Raw genomic sequence first — 20,880 nt, forward strand, 5'->3', positions numbered from 1 at the left:
ATAAAGGCGCGTCGGGGGCGGTCAGCCCTGCAGCCTTCAGCGACGGGACACCCGGAATCTCCCCCTCTGCGACGACCCAGCGCAGCGGCCGTTCCGGTACCGCCAACCTTCGCCTGCGAACGGTACTTCTTTGCCCGACCCACCGAACGATCCGATATGGTTACGCTGGGACTGGTGGTCGCGGAGTTCAACGAATCGGTGACCGAGCCGATGGCCGAGGCGGCCCGCGAGGCCGCGGCGGAGCGGGACGCCGAGGTCGCCGTCGAGCAGCAGGTGCCGGGCGTGTACGACAGCCCGCTGTCGGCCGACCGGCTGGCCCGCCGCGAGGACGTCGACGCGGTCGCCGTGCTCGGGGCCATCGTTACCGGCGATACCGACCACGACCAGGTAATCGCGCAGTCGACCGCCGATTCCCTGACGGAGATCAGCCTGGACCGCGACACTCCGGTCACTTTCGGCGTGAGTGGCCCGGGGATGTCGGGGGCCGAGGCGCGCGAGCGCATCGACAAGGGCGCGGAAGCCGTTCACGCCGCAATCGACATGGTAGAATCCCTATGACGTACGAGTTCTCAGACCGCATTCAACGAGTCGAACCGAGCGCAACGCTAGCCATCTCCAACCTCGCCGCCGAGAAGGAGGCCGAGGGCGCGGACATCGTCGACCTCTCCGTCGGCGAACCGGACTTCCCGACGCCGGAGAACATCGTCGAGGCCGGGAAGGACGCCCTCGACGCGGGCCACACCGGCTACACCTCCTCGAACGGCATCCCGCCGCTCAAGGAGGCCATCGCCGAGAAGCTCCGGGGCAACGGCATCGATGCCGCGGCCGACGAGGTCATCGTCACCCCCGGCGGCAAGCAGGCGCTGTACGAAACCGTCCAGACCGTCGTCGACGACGGCGACGAGGTCGTCCTGCTGGACCCCGCCTGGGTCTCCTACGAGGCAATGGTGAAACTCGCCGGCGGGGACCTCACGCGCGTCGACCTCGCGCCCCACGACTTCCAGCTGGAGCCGGCGCTCGACGAGCTCGGCGAGGCCGTCTCGGACGACACCGAGCTCCTCGTCGTCAACTCGCCGTCGAACCCGACCGGCGCGGTGTTCTCGGACGACGCGCTCGAGGGCGTCCGCGACCTCGCCGTCGAGCACGACATCGCCGTTATCTCCGACGAGATCTACGAGCGGATCACCTACGGCGAGGACCCGACGTCGCTCGCGAGCCTCGACGGGATGGCGGACCGGACCATCACGATCAACGGCTTCTCGAAGGCGTTCTCGATGACGGGCTGGCGGCTCGGCTACCTCCACGCGACGGAGGAGTTCATCGGCGAGGCGGGCAAGCTCCACTCTCACTCCGTCTCCTGCGCGACGAACTTCGTCCAGCACGCGGGCGTCGAGGCCCTCGAGAACACGGACGCGGCCGTCACGGAGATGCGCGACGCCTTCGCGGAGCGCCGCGACCTCCTCGTCGACCTCCTCGCGGACCACGGCGTCGACGTCGCCGTCCCCGACGGCGCGTTCTACATGATGCTGCCCGTCGACGACGACGACCAGGCCTGGTGTGAGGAAGCTATCGAGCAGGCGCACGTCGCCTGCGTCCCCGGTTCGGCGTTCAACGCGGACGGCTACGCGCGGATTTCCTACGCCGCGAGCGAGGAACGGCTGCGTGAGGCCATCGAGCGGCTCGTCGACGCGGACCTTCTGTAGGAGCCTTTTTAGCCGACGGAGTTCTCGGTTTCGCGTTTTTGATTTATAAGTAGTAGCTCGGGATTTTCGAGTCGCGGATAGCTCGTGTCGGCGTTGATGTGGTAAAGTGTGGCCAAACTGTACCTGACCTACTTAAAAGAAACTGTGACTCGTTCTTCCCGGGTCAGGCTATCAAAAACTCCACCCTCCAACGAGCCGATTACGCGATGTCGCGACTCGTGTCGATCGTAACGGAATCGGCCAGCTGCAGCTTCACCGGTTCCTCCAGCGCTGCGCCGCCGCGGAACTTCGGCACCGCGAGGCGGTTCTCGACCTCGTTGGCGGTGATCGTCGTCCGGAGGTCGAAGACGACGTCCGAAACGTTCTGGGTCAGGTCGCGGTTCTCGGGGATCATCTGGCCCTTCAGGGCGTGGAGCACGGCGATCCCGCCGGTGTTGACCATGTGCGTCTGCAGCTCGTTGAGGAACCGGCGGTAGCGGGAGTGTTCCGACCGCTCGAGCGGGTCGAGCGCGTCGATGATGAGGTTCGCCTCCTCCGGGAGCGTCGACACCAGGCTGTTGGCCTGGTCGAGCGCGGCGTCGCCGCCGACGTCGCGGACGGTCGGCGACCCGACGCGGGTCTTCGTCTTCTCCATCCCGTCACGCACGGCCTGCTCCGAGCGGATCGTGGTCAGGTACAGCGTTCCGCGGGCCGAGGTGATCTCGTAGAGGAACAGCTCCGACTGGCTCGCGGGGTCGGCTGTCAGCGTGACGATACTCCCGGCCGGAATCCCACCGCCAAGCTGGCGGTCGAGGACGTTGATTCCGGTCGGGAGTCGTTTCATGGACCAGAGAAAGTCCTCCAGGGTTAATTGTTTATCGGCGCGAGGGGTGGCGAGGCCCCCGGATCCATCCTTTCCGTCTGACATCCGGCTGTCCAGCGTCACTCGAAACGCTGCAACACCCGGCCGCGATCAGCAGTCAGTTGCACGGCGGTCGTCGACGATCTCGGTCCCGACCGCGCGGTACGCGGCCGCGACGCCGGCCCGGTCCAGCACTGGCGGGTTCGCCGTCGGAACGCAACCCACGACGGGCGCGTCCAGCGCGGCCCCGATCCCCTCCGGCGGCGCGTCGGCGCCGACGACCACTGCCCCGACCGGGGGCGCATCCAGCGTGCGCGCCATCGCGGCCGTCTTCATCGTGTCGCGTATCGCCGCCGGGTTGGGAGTCGTTACGAGCAGCGTCGCGTCCGCGGTCGATAACGGCGCCGTCGCGTCGGGGCTCGCCCCGGCCGGACAGTCGACGAGGATCGGCTCGCTGTCGGCGTCCCCACTGTCAGCGTGCCCGCTGTCGACGCCCCCGTCCGCGTCGCGCTCGGTCCCGCGAAACCGAGCTAACCACTCGACGACCTCGCACTCGCCTCGTGTCTCCGGAGCCGGGACGACCGTCAGTTCGCCGAGGCGCTCGATGCGGACCGGTTCCGCGTCGACGGTCGGCGGTGTCGTACTCCTGGAGGCACGCGCGTCCTGGGACGGGGTTCCGTCCCCTTCCCCGTCCTGGTACACCGCCGCGAGCCGATGGAGGTTCGGAAGGTCCCAGTCGGCATCGACGACGAGGGGGCGCCCGGGGAGCGCCGCGCCGACGCCGAGCGCCGTCGTCGTCTTGCCGCAGCCGCCCTTGCCCCCGGCGATAGCGATCATGGGGGATCTGGCGCGCAATCGGTGAAAAGGGTACGTCGGCAGCGTGACGACTAAAGGGTACGTCAGCAGTGTGACGACTCAGTCGGCGGCGTCGGTGAAAAACGGCGGTAGCAACTCGAAGCTGCGGCCGCCGAACGGGGACGTTCGGCCTCCGGAAACGCGGTGTGTTCAGTCGTGACAGCAGCCGCCGGCCTCGCCGCCGAAGTCGACGGCGAGGGGCTCGGAGATCGCCTCGTTGACGGCCTCGAGCGACTCCTCCAGCTCCTCCTGTGCTTCGAGGAACTCCGCCATCACGGGGATGGAGTGTAGCTCCTCCTGCGCGTTCTGCACGCGGTGGAGGTCCGACTGGGTCGCCTGCCCGGACTGGCGAGCCGTCATGAACTCCTCGCGGAGCTGCTCGAACTCCGCGATCTGCTCCTGGACCTCCTCGTCGTTCTCGACGGCCTCCTGAGCCGATTCGAACCGCTGGTATTCCGGCGTCTCAGCGATCCGCTCGCCGAGCTGCCGACCGAGATCCTCGATGGTCAGCTGTTCCGCGCTCATAGATCGCGATTACGGTCCCGCGCGTTTCAACCTGCCGGAACTGTCGAATCCGAAGCCGGGACCCTCCACCGAAGCGCGGACCCACCACATCGGGGGAACACTTGTTTAGCCGCAGGCCGTCGCGTCGGGTGTGCCCCCGCTCCCGCCGTCGACGTTCGCCCGCACGTTCCGCTGGCAGTGGCCGGCGACGCAGCGCGCCCTCCTCGCCGACCTCTGGGCAGCCCGCGGCTTCGAAACCCGGGTCGACGACGATGGCCTCGTCATCGCGGAACGCGACGGCGAGACCGTAACCATCGGCGTCGTCGGGCCGCTCGCGCTCTCCCCGCCCGACGCGGACGTCCTGATCGCAACCGGCCCACTCAGCGGGCGCGCGGAGTCGGCCGCGTCGGCAACGGACGCGGAGCTGCTGACGCCCGCGGACCTCCTCGAGCAGCTGCTCTACGGCGTCGACCGCGAGGACGGGAATCGTATCGCGCGCGAGTACCTCGATACGGACCTGACCGTGCCGCCGAGCGAGCCCGATTCGGGCCCCGACTATTCCCGAGCCGTCGTGCTGGTGGCCGTCGTCGTGGCCGTCGGCGCGGTGGTCGCTATCTCGGGCGTCGGCGGGCCCCTCGCGGAGGAGCGCGCCGAGCAGTTCCCGACCCCCGAGCCGGCGGACCATGCCCCCACCGAGGACGGGAGTTCGTCGGTGTCGACGGCGACGGACGACTCGGCGGACGCCTATCCCGACGGGCTCACCGGCTCCGGCGTGCGTAACGCCAGCGAGTTAGCGGCAGCGCATCGGAGCGCCATCGAGAACCGCGAGCGACGGGTGACGACGTTCTATCGCGGTCCCGCGAACACCACGACGCTACCGGGGATCGTCCAGCACGAGGTGACGAGCTACTTCCACTCGTCGGGCCGATTCAACACGACGTTCCAGGTGGTCGAACTCCAGAACGGGAGTCGGGCCAACCGAACGGTTCGGTACTGGGCCGACGGTTCGCAGCGACATCGGCAGGTCGAGACGGAGACCAATTCGAGCTACTCGCGGACGCCGCTTTCGGGTCGGTCCATCGTCGTCGCCGTCGAGGCCTTCGTCGACCGGATCTACCTGGGGGCGCTGACGGCCAACGAAACGAGCGTCGAGACGGTCCGGCAATCCGGCGTGACCGTCCATCGGATAATCGCCGCCGGCGACCCGGAGGGCTACCGGGACAACGTCACCGACTTCCGGGCGATCGCCTCGATCACCCCCGAGGGGCGGCTGATCCGACTGCGGGTGGAGTACACGCACGCACCGACCGGCGAACCAGTGGTTATCGAGGTCACATACAGCAAAATCGACGAGGTTCCGCCCCCGCCGAGACCCGAGTGGGTCGACGAGCGGACGGGCTGAATCCGCGTTCTCTCCTCGCTCCAGCGGGGATGGTCGCCGCTCCGCTACCTACTCGGTCCGCGACTGCACGAACGCGACGACGTCGCTGAGTTCGTCCGGCCCGATCCCGTGGCCCGCCTCGTACGTTTCGTAGGTCACGTCGGCGCCGACTTCGCGGAGCCGCTCGGCGGCCGCCTCCGCGCGGTCGATGGGGATCACCCGGTCGCCGGTCCCGGCGCCGACGAAGACCGGCTTGCCTTCGATGCCCTCGGGTGCCAGGTCGCTGTGGACCGCCGCAAGGTAGCCGTGGAGCGCGACGGTCCAGGCGTAGCGGTCCGGGGTCTCGAGCAGGAGCCCGAGGCTCGTGATCGCACCCTGGCTGAAGCCGAGCAGCCCGAGGTTGTCGGCGTCGAGGTCGTACTCGTCGACGGCGGCGTCGACGCTCTCGGAGACCAGGTCGAGGCTCCGACGGAAGTCCTCGGTGTGTGGCTGGCTCTGGTGGAGGCCGCCACCCGAGAGGTCGAGCTCGTACCACGTGTAGCCACCCTGCAGGCGGTCCGGCGCGCGGAAGCTGACGACGTGGAGGTCGTCCGGGAGTTCGCGCGCGACCGGCAGCAGGTCCTCCTCGTCGGCACCACGACCGTGCAACACGAAGACGGCGGGCTCGCCGCCGGTTGCGTCTTCCGGCGCAACGTGAACGTGTTCGAGCGGAATTTCCGGCATGGTCGTTATGCGTCCCCCCGACGTTTGTGCGTGTCGTCTCCGGCGAGGTGGTGTCGGTGAGGTGCTGTCGGCGAGGTGCTGTCGGCGAGGTGGTGTCGGTGAGGTGCTGTCGGCGAGGTGCTGTCGGCGAGGTGCTGTCGGCGCGGTGTTGCAAGCGAGGTGGCGCTGGTGAGATCTTGTCGCCGGGACGGCGTGGAGCCGTCGAGTTGCTGCGATCGAACATGTGAGAGGCCCCCACGTCGGCGGCTTCATCGCTGATAACCGACGGTGGAAGCGTGAGGTCGGACGATTCCGCCGAAATCGGATTCTCGAATCGAGAACCGAAATGGGCCTGCAAACGGCCCGATAAACTATCTAAACGGAGTGAACGTACCGTAACCATCTGGCAGCATTATACGGGTACCGGGCGTGGACTGGGATACACCGATGACACGACGCGTCGTCCTCCTGACTGCCGACCCCGATACGCAACACCGCGTGGAAGCGGCCCTGGCAGGCCGGCGGGTCGAAGTCGTCGACCCGACCTGTCGCGAGGCTCGGGAGGAGGGTGTCGTCGGTGACGTTGCCGTCCTCGACACGGAGACCTGCGGGGACTCGCCTCTCGACTTCGAGGCGGACCGCGTCGTGCAGCTCACCGCGAACTGCTGTGAGCCGAGCGCGCTCCGTGTGGAGAAACCTGTCGAGTCCGACGCGCTATGTGAGGCCGTCGACCGGGCGTTCAAACGCCTCACCTACGTCGAAGGGCTCGACGCGTTCACCGCGGCAGCGACCGGGCATCACCGTGGGGCTCCCGATGCCGGGCAGGCATCACTCGGGGAGTCGCTCGGGGAGCTAGTGGAAGGGTTCGATCACGCGGACTTCACGGCCGCGTTCCGGGACGCGGTCGCCGGGCACTGACGGCGGGGCCGAGAGACGGCTAGCCGCCGACCGATCGCAGAGGCACCCACCGGGGGCCGGAGTTCACACGAACGCGGCCTCCGTTCGCTTGCAGTCCGAGCCGAACTGACGCCCTTTTCGTCGTTCACGACACCGATTACGACAGTCGTTAGCGCCCGAGCGGCCCGAACGGGTTACTTAACCGTCGTCGGTGGCAATCCGTTCGTATATGAGCCGCGGGTCACCCGATGGCGATCTCACGAAAACTGGGATGGCCTTGCAACACGACAGGGAGTGGGATTACGAACTCGACCGTATTATCGAGGAGATCGAGGAGCGCGACGCCGAGACCGTCGGCCTGCAATTCCCCGAGGGACTGAAGCGACGCGGCCCGAGCGTCGCCGACGACCTCGAGGAGCAGGCGCCCGACGACGTCACGTTCATGCTCTCCGGGCAGCCGTGTTACGGCGCCTGCGACCTCGACACCTACCTGATGCGGCGGACGGACGTGTTCGTCCACTTCGGCCACACGCCGATGAAGGAGTCGGACAAGATCATCTACGTGCCGCTGTTCTCCAACGTCGACCCCTTCCCGATCATGGAGGACGCCGTCGAGCAGGAGCTCGCGGACCCCGAGGAGGACCCCGACGTCGGCCTCGTCACCACGGCCCAGCACATGAACCGCTTCGAGGAGATGACGGAGTGGCTCGAGGAGCGCGGCTACGAGGTCCACACGCGCCGCGGCGACGACCGCCTCACGAAGGAGGGCCAGGTGCTCGGCTGCAACTACGCCTCCGCCGACATCGACGCCGAGCAGGTGCTGTACGTCGGCGGCGGGAAGTTCCACCCCGTCGGCCTCGCGATGGAGCACCCGGACAAGCGCGTCGTCATCGGCGATCCCGTCAACAACGTCGTCAAGATCGCGGAGCACGACAAGTTCCTCAAGCAGCGTTACGCCGCCGTCCACAAGGCGATGGACGCGGAGCGCTGGGGCGTCATCTTCTGTACGAAGATCGGCCAGGGGCGCTGGGAGCAGGCCCAGGAGATCGTCGAGAACAACGAGAACGCCTACCTCATCACGATGGACGAGGTCACGCCGGACCGTCTCCGCAACTTCTCGATGGACGCGTTCGTCAACACCGGCTGTCCGCGGATCACGACCGACGACGGCCCGCAGTTCCACAAGCCCATGCTGACGCCGGGCGAGTACAAGGCCGCCATCGGCGAGAAGCCGCTCGACTCGATCGAGTTCGACACGTTCCACGACACCTGGTAACCCCTCCACGCCCGGACGACCGCGCAGTCGCCTTTTCACCCGTCGACGGCACTCCCTCGCCTGAAAGCACTTATAACAGCCCGTAGGAGTCCGTCGCATGCGACGCCGCCAGGTCCTCGCGAGCGGTACCGCCCTCCTCGTCGCCGGCTGTGTCGGCCAGGATGAACCCCCGGATTCGTCTCCGGGAACGCAACAACCAACCGATACCGAGGCAGCGACTTCGACACCGACGGCGACCCAGGGAGCGCGAACGACGATGACCATCCTCGACGAGCGCGTCCAGCCGGGCGTCGTCGCGATGAACAGCCCGGATTCGGTCGCCGTTCACGGCGACGGTGGGCAGTTTCTCCTGATGCAGGTCGAGGTGACTGACGGCCCGGCGCCACAGTACTCGGACCTCTCGTTCCTCGTCGCGGGCGAGCGTCACGAACCGGAGCGCTACCGATTATTTAAAAATGAGGACCTCGGCGCGCTGTACGAGTTCGACAAGGGGAAGGGATGGGTCGTGTTCGAGCTACCCGAACAGGTCGAAGCGAGCGAGCCGAAATTCGGCTGGCCGGACGGGACAGTCACGCTGTTGCCGCGGACGCGGACGCGACTCGAGACGCCGTCGCCGCCGTTCGACGTGACCTTCGAGGCACCCCCCACCGTCACCGAGGACGACTCGCCCACGCTATCGCTGTCGGTACACAACCGGGGCGAGGTCGCGGGCACCTGCGTGCTGGGGTTGAACCGCGTCGGCCCGCGCATCGCCTACACGCCGGTCCGCGAGATCACCGTCGACCTCGACGCGGGCGAGTCGATGACGAGGGAGTACCCCGCCAAGAGCCCCTACGAACCGGCCGGCGAACCGAACAGCGTCACGTACCACCTCGAACTGCTTGGCGGCGAGCGGATCAGCCGGACCATCGAACCGGCAGAGTAACTCGATCCCCTCCGCGGCCGACAGCACCGTCGGCCGCCACACAGGCCAGGTTGGATATGGCCTCCCTCCGCACGTTACTCCAGTACGCGCTCCGCGAGCGCGGGCAGCACCTCGGTCACGTCCGCGCGGACGTCGTACTCGGCGCGTCCCGAGTACCGCGTCGACTCCAGGTTGACGACCGCAAGCGATCCGCCCTGCTGGTGGCTGGGGATCGAGGCGGCCGGATCGACCGTGAGCGACGAGCCCGCGGCGACGACCACGTCGCTGGCGCGCGCGAGGTTCTTCGCTTTGCGGAGGTCCGCTTTCGGCAGTAGCTCGCCGAACAGCACCACGTCCGGTTTATAAACCCCGCCGCACGCCTCGCACTCCGGCGGGCGCTCGCCCTCGCGGACGCGCTCGCGGACCGGCTCGGCGGCGGTCGTTCGGCCGCACCCGCGGCAGACCACGCGCTCGCTGTTGCCGTGGAGCTCGATGACCGACTCCGTCCCCGCGGCCGCGTGCAGACCGTCGGTGTTCTGGGTCACGACGGCGTCGAGGACTCCGGCGTTCTCCAGCTCGGCGAGGGCCTCGTGGGCGGCGTTCGGCCCGGCGCCGCCCTCGGGGGTCATGTGCTCGTGGAGCTCCAGGCGGTCCGTCCAGAAGCCCGCCGGGTCGTCGGTGAACCGCCGGATGTGGAAGTCCGCCTCGTCGAAAACGTCGCCCCAGACGCCGTCGTCGCCGCGGAAGGTGGGGATTCCCGACGCGGCGGAGAGCCCGGCGCCGGTCAGGGCGATGGCGCGGTCGGCCTCGCGCAGCTCGCTCGCCAGCGCGGCCAGCGCGTCCGGGTCGCCACCGTCCGTCCCTTCGGTCATGATTCGCTATAGCGGGTCGGGATTCATAAGGAGTGTGCGCGACGCGCAGGGGATGCTCTCGCAATCACCGGGCCGTCCCGCTCCCGCCCCGGGCCGTCCCGCTCCCGCGCTGCTCCCGTCCCGCTCCCGCAACGGTTAGGGGACCGCCGCACGGACGCACGCCCATGACGACTTCAGACTGGGGCGACTGGCTGCCGCAGGCCGTCGCCGACGCCGACCCCGACACCGTCGCGCTCTGGTACCTGGGCTGTAACGGCTTCGCGATCAAGGGCAGCGAGGGAACGACGCTGTGGATCGACCCGTACCTGGGCACGGGCGACCCGCCTCGCACGATCCGGATGATCCCGGTTCCGTTCGCCCCCGCGGACGTCAACGAGGCGGACGCGGTGCTCGCGACGCACGAGCACACTGACCACGTTCACGGCCCGTCGCAGGCTCCCATCCTCGAGGAAACGGACGCCGACTACGTCGCGCCGGACGATTCGCTGGCGGTCGCGCGCGAGGAGGAGAACTGGCCCGCGAACTACGACGTCGCCGACGAACAGTTCCTCGAGGTCGCCGAGGGCGACCGCCTCCAGGTCGGCGAGTTCGAGATCGACGTCGTCGCCGTCAACGACCCGGACGCGAGCCACCCCGTCGGCTATGTAATCGAACACGAGTCGGGGACGATCTTCCACGGCGGCGACACGAAGCCCGCGGAGAGCTTCCCCGATCTCGCCGCCGACCACGACGTCGACCTCGGGATCCTCGCGTTCGGCTCGGTCGGCCAGATCCCGGACAAGGAGACCCGGGAGCCGAAGCGAACGAAGTGGTACAACGACGAGAACCAGGTCGTCGACGCCGCGAGCGACCTCGAGCTCGACCGCCTCCTCCCGACCCACTGGGACATGTGGAAGGGGCTGACGGCGGACCCGACGGCGCTGCACGACCACGTTCGGAGCTACGAACACCCCCGTCGGCTGGAGATCGCTGAGATCGGCGACCGCGTCGACCTGTAAGATTCCCCCTACGTTTTTAAGTGCGGTTGCGGTTAGGCCGGAACATGGATCACGCAGTCGCAGTTGTCGGTCCGACGGAGGAAGCGAAAGACCTCGTCCGCGAGGCCGGGAAACTGGCCGCGGGCGTCGATGCCGACCTCACGCTCCTCCACGTAACGACCGAGGAGGAGTACAACGACCGACGGGAGGAGCTCGAGCAGGTCTCGAACTACGAGGCCTCCTACAGCATCTCGCAGGCGATGGAGGGCGCGCGCAACTACGCCGCCGACATCGGCCGCGAGGTGCTCGAGGGGGTCGACGTCGAGTGGGAGGCTCGCGGCGCGCTCGGTGACCGCGGCGAGACGATCGTCAAGGAGGCGAACCGGATCGACGCCGACCACGTCTTCCTGAGCGGCCGCAAGCGCTCGCCGACCGGCAAGGCGCTCTTCGGCGACGCGACGCAGCGGGTCATCCTCGACTTCGACGATCCAGTGACGGTTTACACGGTCTGATCGCCCCAGCCGCCGTTTCACGCCGCTATCAACGATGTAAAACGGCCCGTGTGATTTAAGGATCCAGTAGCGAAGCGTATCCCTATGGCCGATCACGCAGCAGTAACCGTCGAGGAGGACGGGATCCGGGTGGAGAAATCGTTCTCGCGCGACGAGTTCCCCGTCCCAGCGGTCACGTTCCGTCTCGTTTCCAACCGGGCAGATCCCACGCGCGTGCGCATCGTGGACACCATTCCGGAGTCGTTCCCGATGAACCAGGTGGGCTTTCACCCGGATTACGAGAGCGAGAACTGGACCGCCTACGAGGACCACCGCGTCGAGTACGAGCGCGTGCTCGAACCCGACGAGGACGTCCTGACGGTGTTCGGCATCCGGGACGAGAACCCCGACGTCGACGCCTTCCTCACCCCGCCGCTCGTCGAGCACGTCCCCGAGGACGAGGAGATCGAGGATATCCTCGGCGGCGACAACGCCGAGCCGGTCCGCGAGGTGCTCGCGGGCGAGAGCGACTCGCTGCCGGGCATGGACGAACCGATCGTCGACTCGGAGGTCGGCGCGGGCGCGGGTGACCCGGGCGACTCGGCCACCGACGTCGACGCCGACGCCGAATCGGAAGAAACGGTCGCCGAGGGGCCCTCGGACGACGCCGTCGCCGCAGCCATCGGCGACGTCGACGAGGCCGACGGCCTGTCGAGCGAAGGCGACTCGCTGTCCGGGACCGACGGCGGGCTCGGAACGACGGGCACAGCGAGCGACGAGGACGACGTCGACGTCGAAACCGGCTCCATCGACCTCGCGGATCCGACGGCCGAGGAAGCGGTCGCGGAGGGAACCGACGAGCCAACTGGAGTCGAAGCGAAGTCGGACGACGAACCGAGCGTAGCAGGCGGGTCCGGGTCGGACGACGAAAGCCCCGAGCCGCGCACACCGGACACGGATTCGACCGCTGCCGTGTCCGTGCATGAGGACGACGCCGACGCCAACGCGGACGTGGCTCCCGAACCGGAGCCGGACCCGGCAGCCGCGTCGACGGAGTCGGCGGTGGAGGCGACCGACGGCGAGCCGGCGGTCGAGGCCGTCGAGGCGGAATCGGCCGGCGACTCCGAGGAGCTGGAGCTGGAAGATCCCGCCGAGACGGATTCGTCCGCCTCCGAGTCGGCGTCTCCGGCGTCACCCGCGACTCCAGCGGGCGGCGTCGAGAGCGTTGCTTCCGCGCTGGCCGACGAGATCCGGTCCGGCGAGGTCGACGACGAGGACCTCGAGGTGCTCCAGTCGGAGCTCGACTTCGAGACGCCGGAGAGCGTCGACGTCCGGATCGGGCGCCTCCAGTCCCGCGTCGAGGACCTCTCAGCGTACACGGAGGCGCTCGAGGAGTTCATCGACGAGGAGGGAACAGCCGAGCAGGTGCTGGACGAGGTCCAGGCCGAGCTCGAGGCGGTCCGCGAGACAGTCGCGGAGCTCGACGAGGAGCTCGACGCGGCTGCCGACGAGCGAGCGAGCATCGTCGAGGACGTCTCGACGAACGACGCCGCGATCAGCGAGGTCGACGAGGCGGTGGAAGCCGTCGAGAACGACGTCGACGAACTCCGTTCGACGCTCGACGACCTCTCGGAGAACCTCGCGACGACGAGCGAGGAGCTGTCCGACACGAGCGACCAGGTCGCCGCCGTCGAAGGGCGCGTCGACTCCTTCGACGAGGAGCTGGGCGACGTCTGGGAGGACGTGGCGGAGCTGGACGCCCGACTCACGGACGTCGAGGAGACCGCGGAGGCGGTCAGCGGTCTCCAGTCGGAGATCGAGCGCATCGACGAGGAGCTCGCTGACCTCAGGGAGTTCCGCGACAGCCTCAGCGACGCGTTCGGCGGCTGATCCGGGAGTGGAAACGCAACCCGTTTTACGCGCGATACCCGAGAGGGTGTAATGACTCAGTCGGTTCCGGTCGCCGTGCCACGCAAGGGGCGACCGCTGGAGGCCGTCCTCGAACGGCTCGCCGAGGTCTCCGACGCCGCCGAGCTGGCGGACACCGTCAGCTCGACGCTGCGGTACGAGAAGGCCGTGACGAAGGGAGAGATGACCGCCGAGAAGGGGATCTACGAGCGACTCGCGGCGTACTCCGACCCGTCGAACCCGAGCTCGCCGGAGTTCACGCTCCTCCGCGACGACCGCGACGGGAAGCCGCGCCGGATCGTCTTCGACTCCGCCACCGTCGAGATCGACGGGACGCCGGTCACGCTCGTCGGCCGCGAGGAGCCCTTCCGCGCGCTGCGGACCCACGAGTTCGCGCTCGGCTTCGACTCCGCCGACCTCGTGCTCGAGGAGGTCGTCGAGCTCCGCGAGTCCGGCATCAGCACGCTGAACGACGTCAACGAGCGGATCAACCCCCGCGACACCGACGTCCGGGTCGTTTCCGGGCTCGGCGACACTGTGTACCACACGCTGATGGCCCGCCCGGAGACGCTGCCGACCGGGGCCGACCTCGACCGCTCGTTCCTCGAAACGTACGAGGGCGAGCTCTGCATCTCGCCGCGCTACGAGCGCCTCGTCACCGCGGTTCTCGGCACAGGCGCGCTGTCGGACGTCGAGTTCACGTACCCGGCTCCCGAGCAAGAGGAGGAAGCGGCCATCGCGGAAACCGGCCTCGGCGTCTACCTGACCGTCACCGGGTCGACCGCCCGGGATTACGGGCTCGTGCTGGGCGAGCACCTCTTCCCGAGCGAGACGATGCTGATGGAGAACCAGGCGGAAGCCGACGAGCACGTCGAGCGCGTGCGCGAACTCGTCGTCGGGCCGGACCTGGAGTCGGCGCTGACGGTTTAAATCGGGTCTCCAGCTCGGGTTCGTGGAACGATTCCGGTGGTCGCGGGGTGGCCGGAGCCGTTTTCGTCACCACCAGCCCGAGGCAACGCGGTCGGATTCCGGCGCGAGGTTCACATGTGAAACCCCTCTTTGATAGTGGTTGTCGAGGATGATCCGTGTATGCCGCGCGCTGTCAACGACGACGTTTCTCTCCACTACTCGGTGGACGGCCCGAGCGACGCCCCGACCGTCGTTCTCCTGGAGGGCCTGGGCTACGGGCGCTGGATGTGGCGCTGGCTGACCGACGCCATCCACGAGGAGTACGAGGTGATCCGCCCGGACAACCGGGGAACCGGCAAGTCCGACACGCCCGAGGGGCCGTACACGATCGGCGAAATGGCCGACGACGTGGAGGCGGTGCTCGACCACCACGGTGCCGACGCCGCCGCCGTCGTCGGCGCCTCGATGGGAGGAATGATCGGGATGCAGTACGCCCTCGAGTACGACCGGGCCGAGGCGCTCGGCCTGCTGTGTACCTCCCCGGGCGGCGAGGAAGCCGTGCCAACACCCGAGGACGTGCTCGACCACATCTTCTCGACGCCGGACGAGTACAACCGGCGTGAAGCGCTCAAATATCGGATGGAGCCGGCCGCCTCCGAGGGGTTCTACGAGGCGGAACCCGACCTCGTCGAACGGATCCTTGACTGGCGGCTCGCCGGCGACGCGGCCGACGCCGGGCGGAACGCCCAGGCCGCCGCCGTGGAGGCGTTCGACGTGAGCGACCGGCTGGACGAGCTGAGCCTCCCGACGCTGGTCATGCACGGCACCGCGGACCGGGTGCTCCCGGTCGAGAACGGCGACCTCCTGGCCGACCGCCTGCCGAACGCCGAGTACGAGCGCGTCGACGGCGGCTCGCACCTCTTCTTCATCGAAAAGCGCGAGCGGGTCAACGAGCGCGTCCGCGAGTTCCTGGAGGCCCATGTCTGACGGCGACACGGTGCAAGACCTCCGACCGCATCCCCACGCGGACCGGGAGTACGGCTGGGTCGGCTCGCTGGCCGAGCGACGGGCACGGCTCTCGCCGGACCGCGTCGCCGTCAAGGACACGGCGGCCGGCGAGGAGTACACGTACGCGGACCTGAACGCGCGGGCGAACCGCACGGTCCGGTTCTTGAAAGAGAAGGGCGTCGCCAAGGGCGACCGCGTCGCCGTCATCTCCCGGAACCGGGTCGAGCTCGTCGACCTCTTCTTCGCGACGGGCAAGCTCGGGGCGGTACTCGCGCCGCTGTCCCACCGGCTGGCCGAGCGGGAGCTGGCAGCCGTCTTCGGCGACGTCGACCCCGAGCTCCTGCTCGTGGAGACGCCGTTCGGGGGCGACGTCGTCGACGCACTCGAGCGCGCGGACGCGGAGCCGACGGTCCGGGCCATCCCGAGCGACGCGGACAACGCGTGGGTCCCGTACACGAGCGAGCTTCCTGCCAACGACGACCCGGTCGACACGCCCGACGTGGCGCTGTCGGACCCGCACCTGTTCCTCCATACCGGCGGCTCGACCGGCGTGCCGAAGGAGACGGTGATCAGCCACGGCGCCATCCACTGGAACTCCTTTAACACCATCACAGCGTGGGGGATCCGCGAGGACGACGTGACGCCGATGGTGTTCCCGATGTTCCACACCGGCGGCTGGAACGTGCTCACGGTCCCGTTCTTCCACATGGGCGCGACGCTGCTCATCAGCCCCGAGGTCGACCCCGACCGTGTGCTCCGGGACGTCGAGCGCGAGGGCGCGACCGTTCTCGTCGGCGTGCCCGCCGTCCTGCGGATGATGACGACCAACGACGACTGGGACGCGACGGACCTCTCCACGCTCCGGTTCGTCAAGAGCGGTGGCGGCCCGTGCCGCGACGCCGTCATCCGGCTGTGGCGCGACCGCGGCGTCGAGTTCTCGCAGGGGTACGGGCTGACGGAGTGCGGCCCGAACAACTTCGCGATGCCCGACGACTTCCCGCCGGAGAAGACGGACAGCGTCGGGATGCCCGCGCTCCACGTCGACGCCCGCATCGTCGACGACGACGGCGCTCCGGTCGATCCCGGCGACATCGGCGAGCTTGAGCTCGCGGGCCCGCACGCGGCTGACCGGTACTGGAACAACCCCGAGGAGACCGAGGAGACCTTCGGAAACTGGGTGTCGACGGGCGACCTCGCGCGCGTCGACGCGGACGGCTACTTCCACATCGAGGGACGGAAGAAGAACATGTTCGTCTCCGGCGGCGAGAACGTCTACCCGCCGCAGGTCGAGGACGCCATCGCCGACCATCCCGCCGTGGACGAGGTCGTCGTCATTGGCGTCGACGACGACCAGTGGGGCACCGTCGGCAAGGCCGTCGTCGAGGGCGACGAGTCGCTCACCCTCGAGGAGCTGGAGTCACACCTCGCCTCGCGGGTCGCCCGGTACGCGATCCCGAAACGCCTCGCGTTCGTCGACGAGATGCCGATGAGCGGGCCCTCGAAGATCGACCGGGCCGCCATCAACGAGCGGTTCGAGGGCGAATGACCGACCGCGTGGTCCCGCCGCGGGGGCGACGGCCCCCGTGTGTCCCGGGTTTCATCCACGGACGCGCATTCATTTATAATGGTTAATAATTATGTGGGTGCGGGTGAATCCTCGGCCATGATCGACCTCACGATGGACATGGAGCAGTTCGACTGCCCGTTCATCGACACGTCCGCGGACCACGAGGTCGCCTTCTCCACGATGCACTGGCAGCTCGACACCGCCGCCGAGGAGCTCGAAACCAGGCTGCTCGTCGACAGCCCCGACCGCTGGGAGCTCGACGCCGGGCTCACGGCGCTGCGCGAACACGACAACATGAACGACTACCGGCTGTTCTCGAAGGAGGACGGCACGGCCGTGATCCGGACGGTCATCGAGCAGACGAACGCGATGACCACGATCACCGAGCACGACGGCTACATCACGGGGCCGTTCCACATCGAAGACGGCAGCGAGCTCTGGCAGGTCGGCTTCGACGACGCGACGACCGTCGACGACGCCCTCGTCGACCTGGAGAAGGGCAACGAGTTCACGGTCGAGGACGAGCGCGACCTCGAACTCCACCAGCTCCACGATCTCATGCAGAACGCGGACGCGGCCGCGACCCTCCTCGAGGCCTGCCGCGATCTCTCCGACGTCGAGCGAGACACCATCACGACGGCGGCCGAGGCCAACTACTTCGACTCGCCCCGGGAGGCGACGCTGTCGACGCTGGCCGACGAGTTCGACGTGTCGACCGCGGCCGTCTCGAAGAACATGCGCCGCGGCGAGAAGAAGCTCCTCCGTAGCGTCGTCGAGGCGCTCGAGAACATGGAGTAGGGGGGCGCTCGAGCGCGACGCTCGACTGCGGCAGCCGCCCGGACAGTCCACTGTTGGGAACCACGTGCCTGCTGGCGATCCCCGCAAAAGCCGCAGAGCAGGTTAGCATGTTAACCAGCCCCACTTTGGGGGATGGCGTCCACGCTATAGGGTATGCGGGACGACACCACACGACGACGATACCTGAAAGGTACCGCGACCGCTGGTTCGCTCGGGATCGCCGGTCTCGCTGGCTGTTCGGGCGGAAACAGCGGGGGAACTGCTACCGACGCCGACGACGGCGGCTCGACCGACTCGGGCGACGAGGCGGAGACGAGCGCCAGCGCCGAGGGGACGCTCTCCATCGGCGTCATGCAGCCCGTCACCGGCGACCTCCAGTACTACGGTCAGCAAGCGCTGTGGGGGTTCCTCTCGGGACTCGCACACAAGTTCGACCAGGACCCGATCGATACCGGCACGACCGGGACGCAAACGATCGACGCCGGGAGCTGGGACATCGAGCTCCACATCGAGGACACGAAGTTCTCGCCGGACACGGCCCAGTCCGTCGCGACCGATCTGGTCGACAGCGTCGGCGTCGACGTCCTCTTCGGGACGGCGTCGTCGGCGTCCGCGCGCCGTGTCGTCGAGACGGTCGCACTCCCCTCGGAGACGCCGTTCGTCGCCGGCCCGGCGGCCGCGACGGACATCACGTCCAGCTCCGAGACCTGCTCGGAGCTCGTGTTCCGCGCGTCCGAGAACACGGCGATGGACGCCCGCTCCGGCGGCCGCTACGTCGCCCGCGAAACCGACGTCGAACGCGTGTACATCATGGCCGCCGACTACACGTTCGGTCGCTCCGTCGCCGAGAACTACCGGAAGGTCCTCGAGAGCGAGGGCGTCGAGATCGTGGGCGAGAAGTTCGTCCCTCGGGGCTACTCCGAGTTCGACGGGCTCTACCAGAACGCCGTGGAAGCGAACGCCGACGCGGTCATCGGCGGCTTCACCGTGGTGACGCTGCCGCAGTTCCTCGGCACCGGCCTCGAGGGCGACTACGGCCTCCGGCTCTTCGGCGGCTTCGGCACGCAGATCAGCATGAAGGCGATCGGCGGCGTCGCCCAGCGCGTCCTCGGCGAGCCGTTGACGGAGGAGAAGATCCGCGACGCCAAGCTCGGGCCGTTCACGACGCGGTACCACTGGAACCAGTACGACAACCCGATCAACGAGTCGTTCGTGGAGACCTACAAGAGCACGTACGGGGTGGTGCCCGACCTGTTCACCTCGGGGACGTTCACGGCTGCGTCCGGCATCGTCCAGGCGGTGGAAGCGAGCGGCTCGACGGAGGGTGCCGACGTCGCCGCCGCGATGCGCGGGATGACCGTCGCCGAGACGCCGAAAGGCGAGGACGGCTACACCTACCAGGAGTACAACAACCAGGCGCGGTCGGCGATGACGGTCTCGTACCCGGTGCCTGACGAAGATGGCGAGTGGGGCGCACCGATCAAGCCGGGCGCGCCGCTGGCGACGATCGACAAGAGCGAAACGACTCTGCCGGCCGAGGACGTGGACTGCTCGCTGTAAATGGCCCTCAGAACCACCGGACTCACGAAGCGATTCGGGGGACTCACCGCGGTCGACGGCGTCTCCTTCGAGCTCGCGCCGGACGAGTGCTGCTCGCTCATCGGGCCGAACGGCGCCGGCAAGACGACGTTCTTCAACCTGCTCACGGGCGCGCTGGAGCCGACCGCAGGTTCCGTCGAGTACCGGCCGTCTACCGGAACGAGCCGGACGGGTGCCGTGGGTGATGGCGGGGTCGCCGGTGACGGCGGCGCCGTCGGCGATGGCGGAGACGGCGCGGATGGTGGCGACGCCGCCGCCGGACGCGACGGCGGCGACGCTCCGGGGGCCGACGGCTGGGTCGACGTCACCGACTACGACACCGACCAGACCGCCCTCGCCGGCCTCCATCGATCCTACCAGATCACGAACGTTTTCGCCACGTCGACGGTGCTGGAGAACGTCCGCGTGGCCGCGCAGGCCCACGGCGGCACCGACTCCTGGAAGGTGTGGCGCAACGCGGACTCGTTCACCGAGTACACCGAGCAAGCCTACGCCATTCTCGACCGCGTCGGCCTCGCCGACCAGGCCGAGACGGTCGCGCAGAACCTGAGCCACGGCCAGAAGCGGAACCTGGAGGTCGCCATCGCGCTCGCGGGCGACCCCGACGTGCTGCTGCTCGACGAGCCGACCTCCGGCGTCTCGACAGACGGGATCGACGAGGTCAAACGCCTCATCGACGACGTGGCCGAGGACCACGCGGTCCTGCTCGTCGAGCACAACATGGACGTCGTGATGGAACTCTCGGACCGCATCGCCGTCCTCCACCAGGGCGAGCTCATCGCCGACGACGACCCGGCGGCGATCCGCAACGACGAGCGCGTGCAGGAAGCGTACCTCGGTGGCTACGATCCCGACGAGCATCGCGTTGCCTCCGCGGGTGGCTCCGGCTCCGGCTCTGGCTCTGGCTCTGGCTCAAGCGACGCCACTGAGGACCGCGACGCCAATGGCTCCCCGGGGGGTGACTCGCCGTGAGCCTCCTCTCAATCGAGGACGTCCACGCCTACTACGGGGAGAGCCACGTCCTCCAGGGCGTCTCGCTCGACGTCGACGAGGGCGAGGTCGTCGCGCTCATCGGCCGCAACGGCGTCGGCAAGACGACGACGATTCGGTCGATCCTCGGTCTCACACCGCCCCGGGAGGGGACCGTGCGGATTCACGGCGAGGACGTGACCGGCGAGGAGACCCACGAGATCGCCCGCCGCGGCGTCGGCTGGGTGCCGGAGGAGCGTCGGCTGTTCTCCCACCTGACGGTCGACGAGAACGTCCGGATCGCGACGCCGGAGCCCGACATGGTCGAGGCGGCGTACGAGACCGCCTACTCGACGTTCCCGGAGCTGAAGTCCCACCGCGAGAAGGACGCCGGCGACCTCTCGGGCGGCCAGCAGCAGATGGTCGCCATCGCCCGCGGGCTCGTCGGTGACAACGACCTGCTGCTCGTCGACGAGCCCAGCGAAGGGCTTGCGCCACAGATCGTCGAATCCGTCGCCGAGGCGCTGCGGTCGGTGTCCACCGAGACGACGATCCTCCTCGTCGAACAGAACTTCCCGCTGGCGATGGATCTCGCCGATCGGTACTACCTCATCGACCACGGCACGGTCGTTGACTCGGGCGACACGGAGGGCGTCACGCAGGAGGACGAAACGATCCGGAGGTACCTCTCCGCATGATACCGCTGGATCCGACACCGG

General features: G+C 68.4%; 21 protein-coding genes. 16 read left to right on the plus strand and 5 right to left on the minus strand.

Translation table 11 applies throughout. From position 1 onward, the window contains the following. Nucleotides 1-156: 156 nt before the first annotated feature. On the plus strand, nt 157-558 hold the full coding sequence (ribH, locus tag ACQE3M_RS11765) for a 6,7-dimethyl-8-ribityllumazine synthase (protein WP_430505815.1): 402 nt from the start codon (nt 157-159) through the stop codon (nt 556-558). Continuing rightward, nucleotides 555-1,703, plus strand: coding sequence for a pyridoxal phosphate-dependent aminotransferase (locus ACQE3M_RS11770; protein WP_430505816.1), 1,149 nt, complete (start codon nt 555-557; stop codon nt 1,701-1,703). Before ribH ends, ACQE3M_RS11770 begins: the two co-directional genes overlap by 4 nt. Nucleotides 1,704-1,902: 199 nt before the next feature. Here ACQE3M_RS11770 and ACQE3M_RS11775 read toward each other — a convergent pair whose 3' ends face one another. The 3 genes from ACQE3M_RS11775 to ACQE3M_RS11785 form a co-directional block, all read right to left on the minus strand. Next, on the minus strand, nt 1,903-2,526 hold the full coding sequence (locus ACQE3M_RS11775; RefSeq protein ID WP_430505817.1) for an RAD55 family ATPase: 624 nt from the start codon (nt 2,524-2,526) through the stop codon (nt 1,903-1,905). A gap of 129 nt (nt 2,527-2,655) precedes the next feature. Continuing rightward, nucleotides 2,656-3,381, minus strand: a complete 726-nt coding sequence (locus ACQE3M_RS11780) for a MinD/ParA family ATP-binding protein (protein ID WP_430505818.1) — start codon at nt 3,379-3,381, stop codon at nt 2,656-2,658. Between the two features lie 168 nt (nt 3,382-3,549). After that, the gene (locus ACQE3M_RS11785) at nt 3,550-3,924 is read right to left on the minus strand and encodes a YlbF/YmcA family competence regulator (RefSeq protein ID WP_430505819.1); all 375 of its coding nucleotides are present in this window, start codon (nt 3,922-3,924) and stop codon (nt 3,550-3,552) included. 130 nt (nt 3,925-4,054) lie between these two features. Here ACQE3M_RS11785 and ACQE3M_RS11790 point away from each other — a divergent pair, with 130 nt between their 5' ends. Beyond that, the gene (locus ACQE3M_RS11790; protein WP_430505820.1) at nt 4,055-5,305 is read left to right on the plus strand and encodes a hypothetical protein; all 1,251 of its coding nucleotides are present in this window, start codon (nt 4,055-4,057) and stop codon (nt 5,303-5,305) included. 48 nt (nt 5,306-5,353) lie between these two features. Here ACQE3M_RS11790 and ACQE3M_RS11795 read toward each other — a convergent pair whose 3' ends face one another. After that, nucleotides 5,354-6,007 carry an alpha/beta hydrolase gene (locus tag ACQE3M_RS11795; protein ID WP_430505821.1) on the minus strand — a complete coding sequence of 218 codons (654 nt, stop codon included), beginning with the start codon at nt 6,005-6,007 and terminating at the stop codon, nt 5,354-5,356. A gap of 426 nt (nt 6,008-6,433) precedes the next feature. On the opposite strand from ACQE3M_RS11795, the gene ACQE3M_RS11800 reads away from it, so the two are divergent. The 3 genes from ACQE3M_RS11800 (at nt 6,434) to ACQE3M_RS11810 (ending at nt 9,084) form a co-directional block, all read left to right on the plus strand. Then, on the plus strand, nt 6,434-6,904 hold the full coding sequence (locus ACQE3M_RS11800; protein WP_430505822.1) for a hypothetical protein: 471 nt from the start codon (nt 6,434-6,436) through the stop codon (nt 6,902-6,904). 208 nt (nt 6,905-7,112) lie between these two features. Next, nucleotides 7,113-8,159 carry a diphthamide biosynthesis enzyme Dph2 gene (dph2, locus tag ACQE3M_RS11805; RefSeq protein WP_430505823.1) on the plus strand — a complete coding sequence of 349 codons (1,047 nt, stop codon included), beginning with the start codon at nt 7,113-7,115 and terminating at the stop codon, nt 8,157-8,159. A gap of 97 nt (nt 8,160-8,256) precedes the next feature. Continuing rightward, nucleotides 8,257-9,084, plus strand: a complete 828-nt coding sequence (locus ACQE3M_RS11810; protein WP_430505824.1) for a hypothetical protein — start codon at nt 8,257-8,259, stop codon at nt 9,082-9,084. 74 nt (nt 9,085-9,158) lie between these two features. On the opposite strand, the gene ACQE3M_RS11815 is transcribed toward ACQE3M_RS11810, so the two are convergent. Then, on the minus strand, nt 9,159-9,935 hold the full coding sequence (locus tag ACQE3M_RS11815; protein WP_430505825.1) for a Sir2 family NAD-dependent protein deacetylase: 777 nt from the start codon (nt 9,933-9,935) through the stop codon (nt 9,159-9,161). Between the two features lie 164 nt (nt 9,936-10,099). Between ACQE3M_RS11815 and ACQE3M_RS11820 the strand changes: the two genes are divergently transcribed. From ACQE3M_RS11820 to ACQE3M_RS11865, 10 genes are all read left to right on the plus strand, one after another. Further along, nucleotides 10,100-10,933, plus strand: coding sequence for an MBL fold metallo-hydrolase (locus ACQE3M_RS11820; protein ID WP_430505826.1), 834 nt, complete (start codon nt 10,100-10,102; stop codon nt 10,931-10,933). Nucleotides 10,934-10,977: 44 nt separating this feature from the next. Then, nucleotides 10,978-11,424, plus strand: coding sequence for a universal stress protein (locus tag ACQE3M_RS11825; RefSeq protein WP_430505827.1), 447 nt, complete (start codon nt 10,978-10,980; stop codon nt 11,422-11,424). Between the two features lie 84 nt (nt 11,425-11,508). Continuing rightward, on the plus strand, nt 11,509-13,293 hold the full coding sequence (locus tag ACQE3M_RS11830) for a hypothetical protein (protein ID WP_430505828.1): 1,785 nt from the start codon (nt 11,509-11,511) through the stop codon (nt 13,291-13,293). Between the two features lie 51 nt (nt 13,294-13,344). After that, entirely contained in the window at nt 13,345-14,241 is an 897-nt protein-coding gene (locus tag ACQE3M_RS11835; protein ID WP_430505829.1) for a hypothetical protein, read from the plus strand. Between the two features lie 159 nt (nt 14,242-14,400). Continuing rightward, complete coding sequence (locus ACQE3M_RS11840; RefSeq protein WP_430505830.1) at nt 14,401-15,207, plus strand: alpha/beta fold hydrolase; 807 nt, start codon at nt 14,401-14,403, stop codon at nt 15,205-15,207. Then, nucleotides 15,200-16,774, plus strand: coding sequence for an AMP-binding protein (locus ACQE3M_RS11845; RefSeq protein ID WP_430505831.1), 1,575 nt, complete (start codon nt 15,200-15,202; stop codon nt 16,772-16,774). Before ACQE3M_RS11840 ends, ACQE3M_RS11845 begins: the two co-directional genes overlap by 8 nt. A gap of 117 nt (nt 16,775-16,891) precedes the next feature. Next, a complete protein-coding gene (locus tag ACQE3M_RS11850; RefSeq protein ID WP_430505832.1) occupies nt 16,892-17,593 on the plus strand; it encodes a helix-turn-helix domain-containing protein in 702 nt (233 codons plus the stop codon). A 153-nt stretch (nt 17,594-17,746) separates the two neighbouring features. Continuing rightward, nucleotides 17,747-19,153 (plus strand): ABC transporter substrate-binding protein, encoded by a 1,407-nt coding sequence (locus tag ACQE3M_RS11855; RefSeq protein WP_430505833.1) that lies wholly within the window; start codon nt 17,747-17,749, stop codon nt 19,151-19,153. Continuing rightward, nucleotides 19,154-20,164: an ABC transporter ATP-binding protein gene (locus ACQE3M_RS11860; protein ID WP_430505834.1), complete on the plus strand. Its 1,011-nt coding sequence runs from the start codon at nt 19,154-19,156 to the stop codon at nt 20,162-20,164. Continuing rightward, complete coding sequence (locus ACQE3M_RS11865) at nt 20,161-20,859, plus strand: ABC transporter ATP-binding protein (protein WP_430505835.1); 699 nt, start codon at nt 20,161-20,163, stop codon at nt 20,857-20,859. The genes ACQE3M_RS11860 and ACQE3M_RS11865 overlap by 4 nt, the downstream gene beginning before the upstream one ends. Nucleotides 20,860-20,880 lie beyond the last annotated feature (21 nt).

It is taken from the genome of Halosubterraneus shenae (genome assembly GCF_050510935.1).
Lineage (GTDB): Archaea > Halobacteriota > Halobacteria > Halobacteriales > Haloferacaceae > JBDGPU01.

Coding starts and splice junctions, on each gene's coding strand:
- ACQE3M_RS11795 (WP_430505821.1), bottom strand. CDS start 6,007: ATGCCGGAAATTCCGCTCGAACACGTTCACGTTGCGCCGGAAGACGCA.
- ACQE3M_RS11850 (WP_430505832.1), top strand. CDS start 16,892: ATGATCGACCTCACGATGGACATGGAGCAGTTCGACTGCCCGTTCATC.
- ACQE3M_RS11815 (WP_430505825.1), bottom strand. CDS start 9,935: ATGACCGAAGGGACGGACGGTGGCGACCCGGACGCGCTGGCCGCGCTG.
- ACQE3M_RS11810 (WP_430505824.1), top strand. CDS start 8,257: ATGCGACGCCGCCAGGTCCTCGCGAGCGGTACCGCCCTCCTCGTCGCC.
- ACQE3M_RS11785 (WP_430505819.1), bottom strand. CDS start 3,924: ATGAGCGCGGAACAGCTGACCATCGAGGATCTCGGTCGGCAGCTCGGC.
- ACQE3M_RS11830 (WP_430505828.1), top strand. CDS start 11,509: ATGGCCGATCACGCAGCAGTAACCGTCGAGGAGGACGGGATCCGGGTG.
- ACQE3M_RS11840 (WP_430505830.1), top strand. CDS start 14,401: ATGCCGCGCGCTGTCAACGACGACGTTTCTCTCCACTACTCGGTGGAC.
- ACQE3M_RS11825 (WP_430505827.1), top strand. CDS start 10,978: ATGGATCACGCAGTCGCAGTTGTCGGTCCGACGGAGGAAGCGAAAGAC.
- ACQE3M_RS11860 (WP_430505834.1), top strand. CDS start 19,154: ATGGCCCTCAGAACCACCGGACTCACGAAGCGATTCGGGGGACTCACC.
- ACQE3M_RS11780 (WP_430505818.1), bottom strand. CDS start 3,381: ATGATCGCTATCGCCGGGGGCAAGGGCGGCTGCGGCAAGACGACGACG.
- ACQE3M_RS11800 (WP_430505822.1), top strand. CDS start 6,434: ATGACACGACGCGTCGTCCTCCTGACTGCCGACCCCGATACGCAACAC.
- ACQE3M_RS11770 (WP_430505816.1), top strand. CDS start 555: ATGACGTACGAGTTCTCAGACCGCATTCAACGAGTCGAACCGAGCGCA.
- ACQE3M_RS11855 (WP_430505833.1), top strand. CDS start 17,747: ATGCGGGACGACACCACACGACGACGATACCTGAAAGGTACCGCGACC.
- ACQE3M_RS11845 (WP_430505831.1), top strand. CDS start 15,200: ATGTCTGACGGCGACACGGTGCAAGACCTCCGACCGCATCCCCACGCG.
- ribH (WP_430505815.1), top strand. CDS start 157: ATGGTTACGCTGGGACTGGTGGTCGCGGAGTTCAACGAATCGGTGACC.
- ACQE3M_RS11835 (WP_430505829.1), top strand. CDS start 13,345: ATGACTCAGTCGGTTCCGGTCGCCGTGCCACGCAAGGGGCGACCGCTG.
- ACQE3M_RS11820 (WP_430505826.1), top strand. CDS start 10,100: ATGACGACTTCAGACTGGGGCGACTGGCTGCCGCAGGCCGTCGCCGAC.
- ACQE3M_RS11775 (WP_430505817.1), bottom strand. CDS start 2,526: ATGAAACGACTCCCGACCGGAATCAACGTCCTCGACCGCCAGCTTGGC.
- dph2 (WP_430505823.1), top strand. CDS start 7,113: ATGAGCCGCGGGTCACCCGATGGCGATCTCACGAAAACTGGGATGGCC.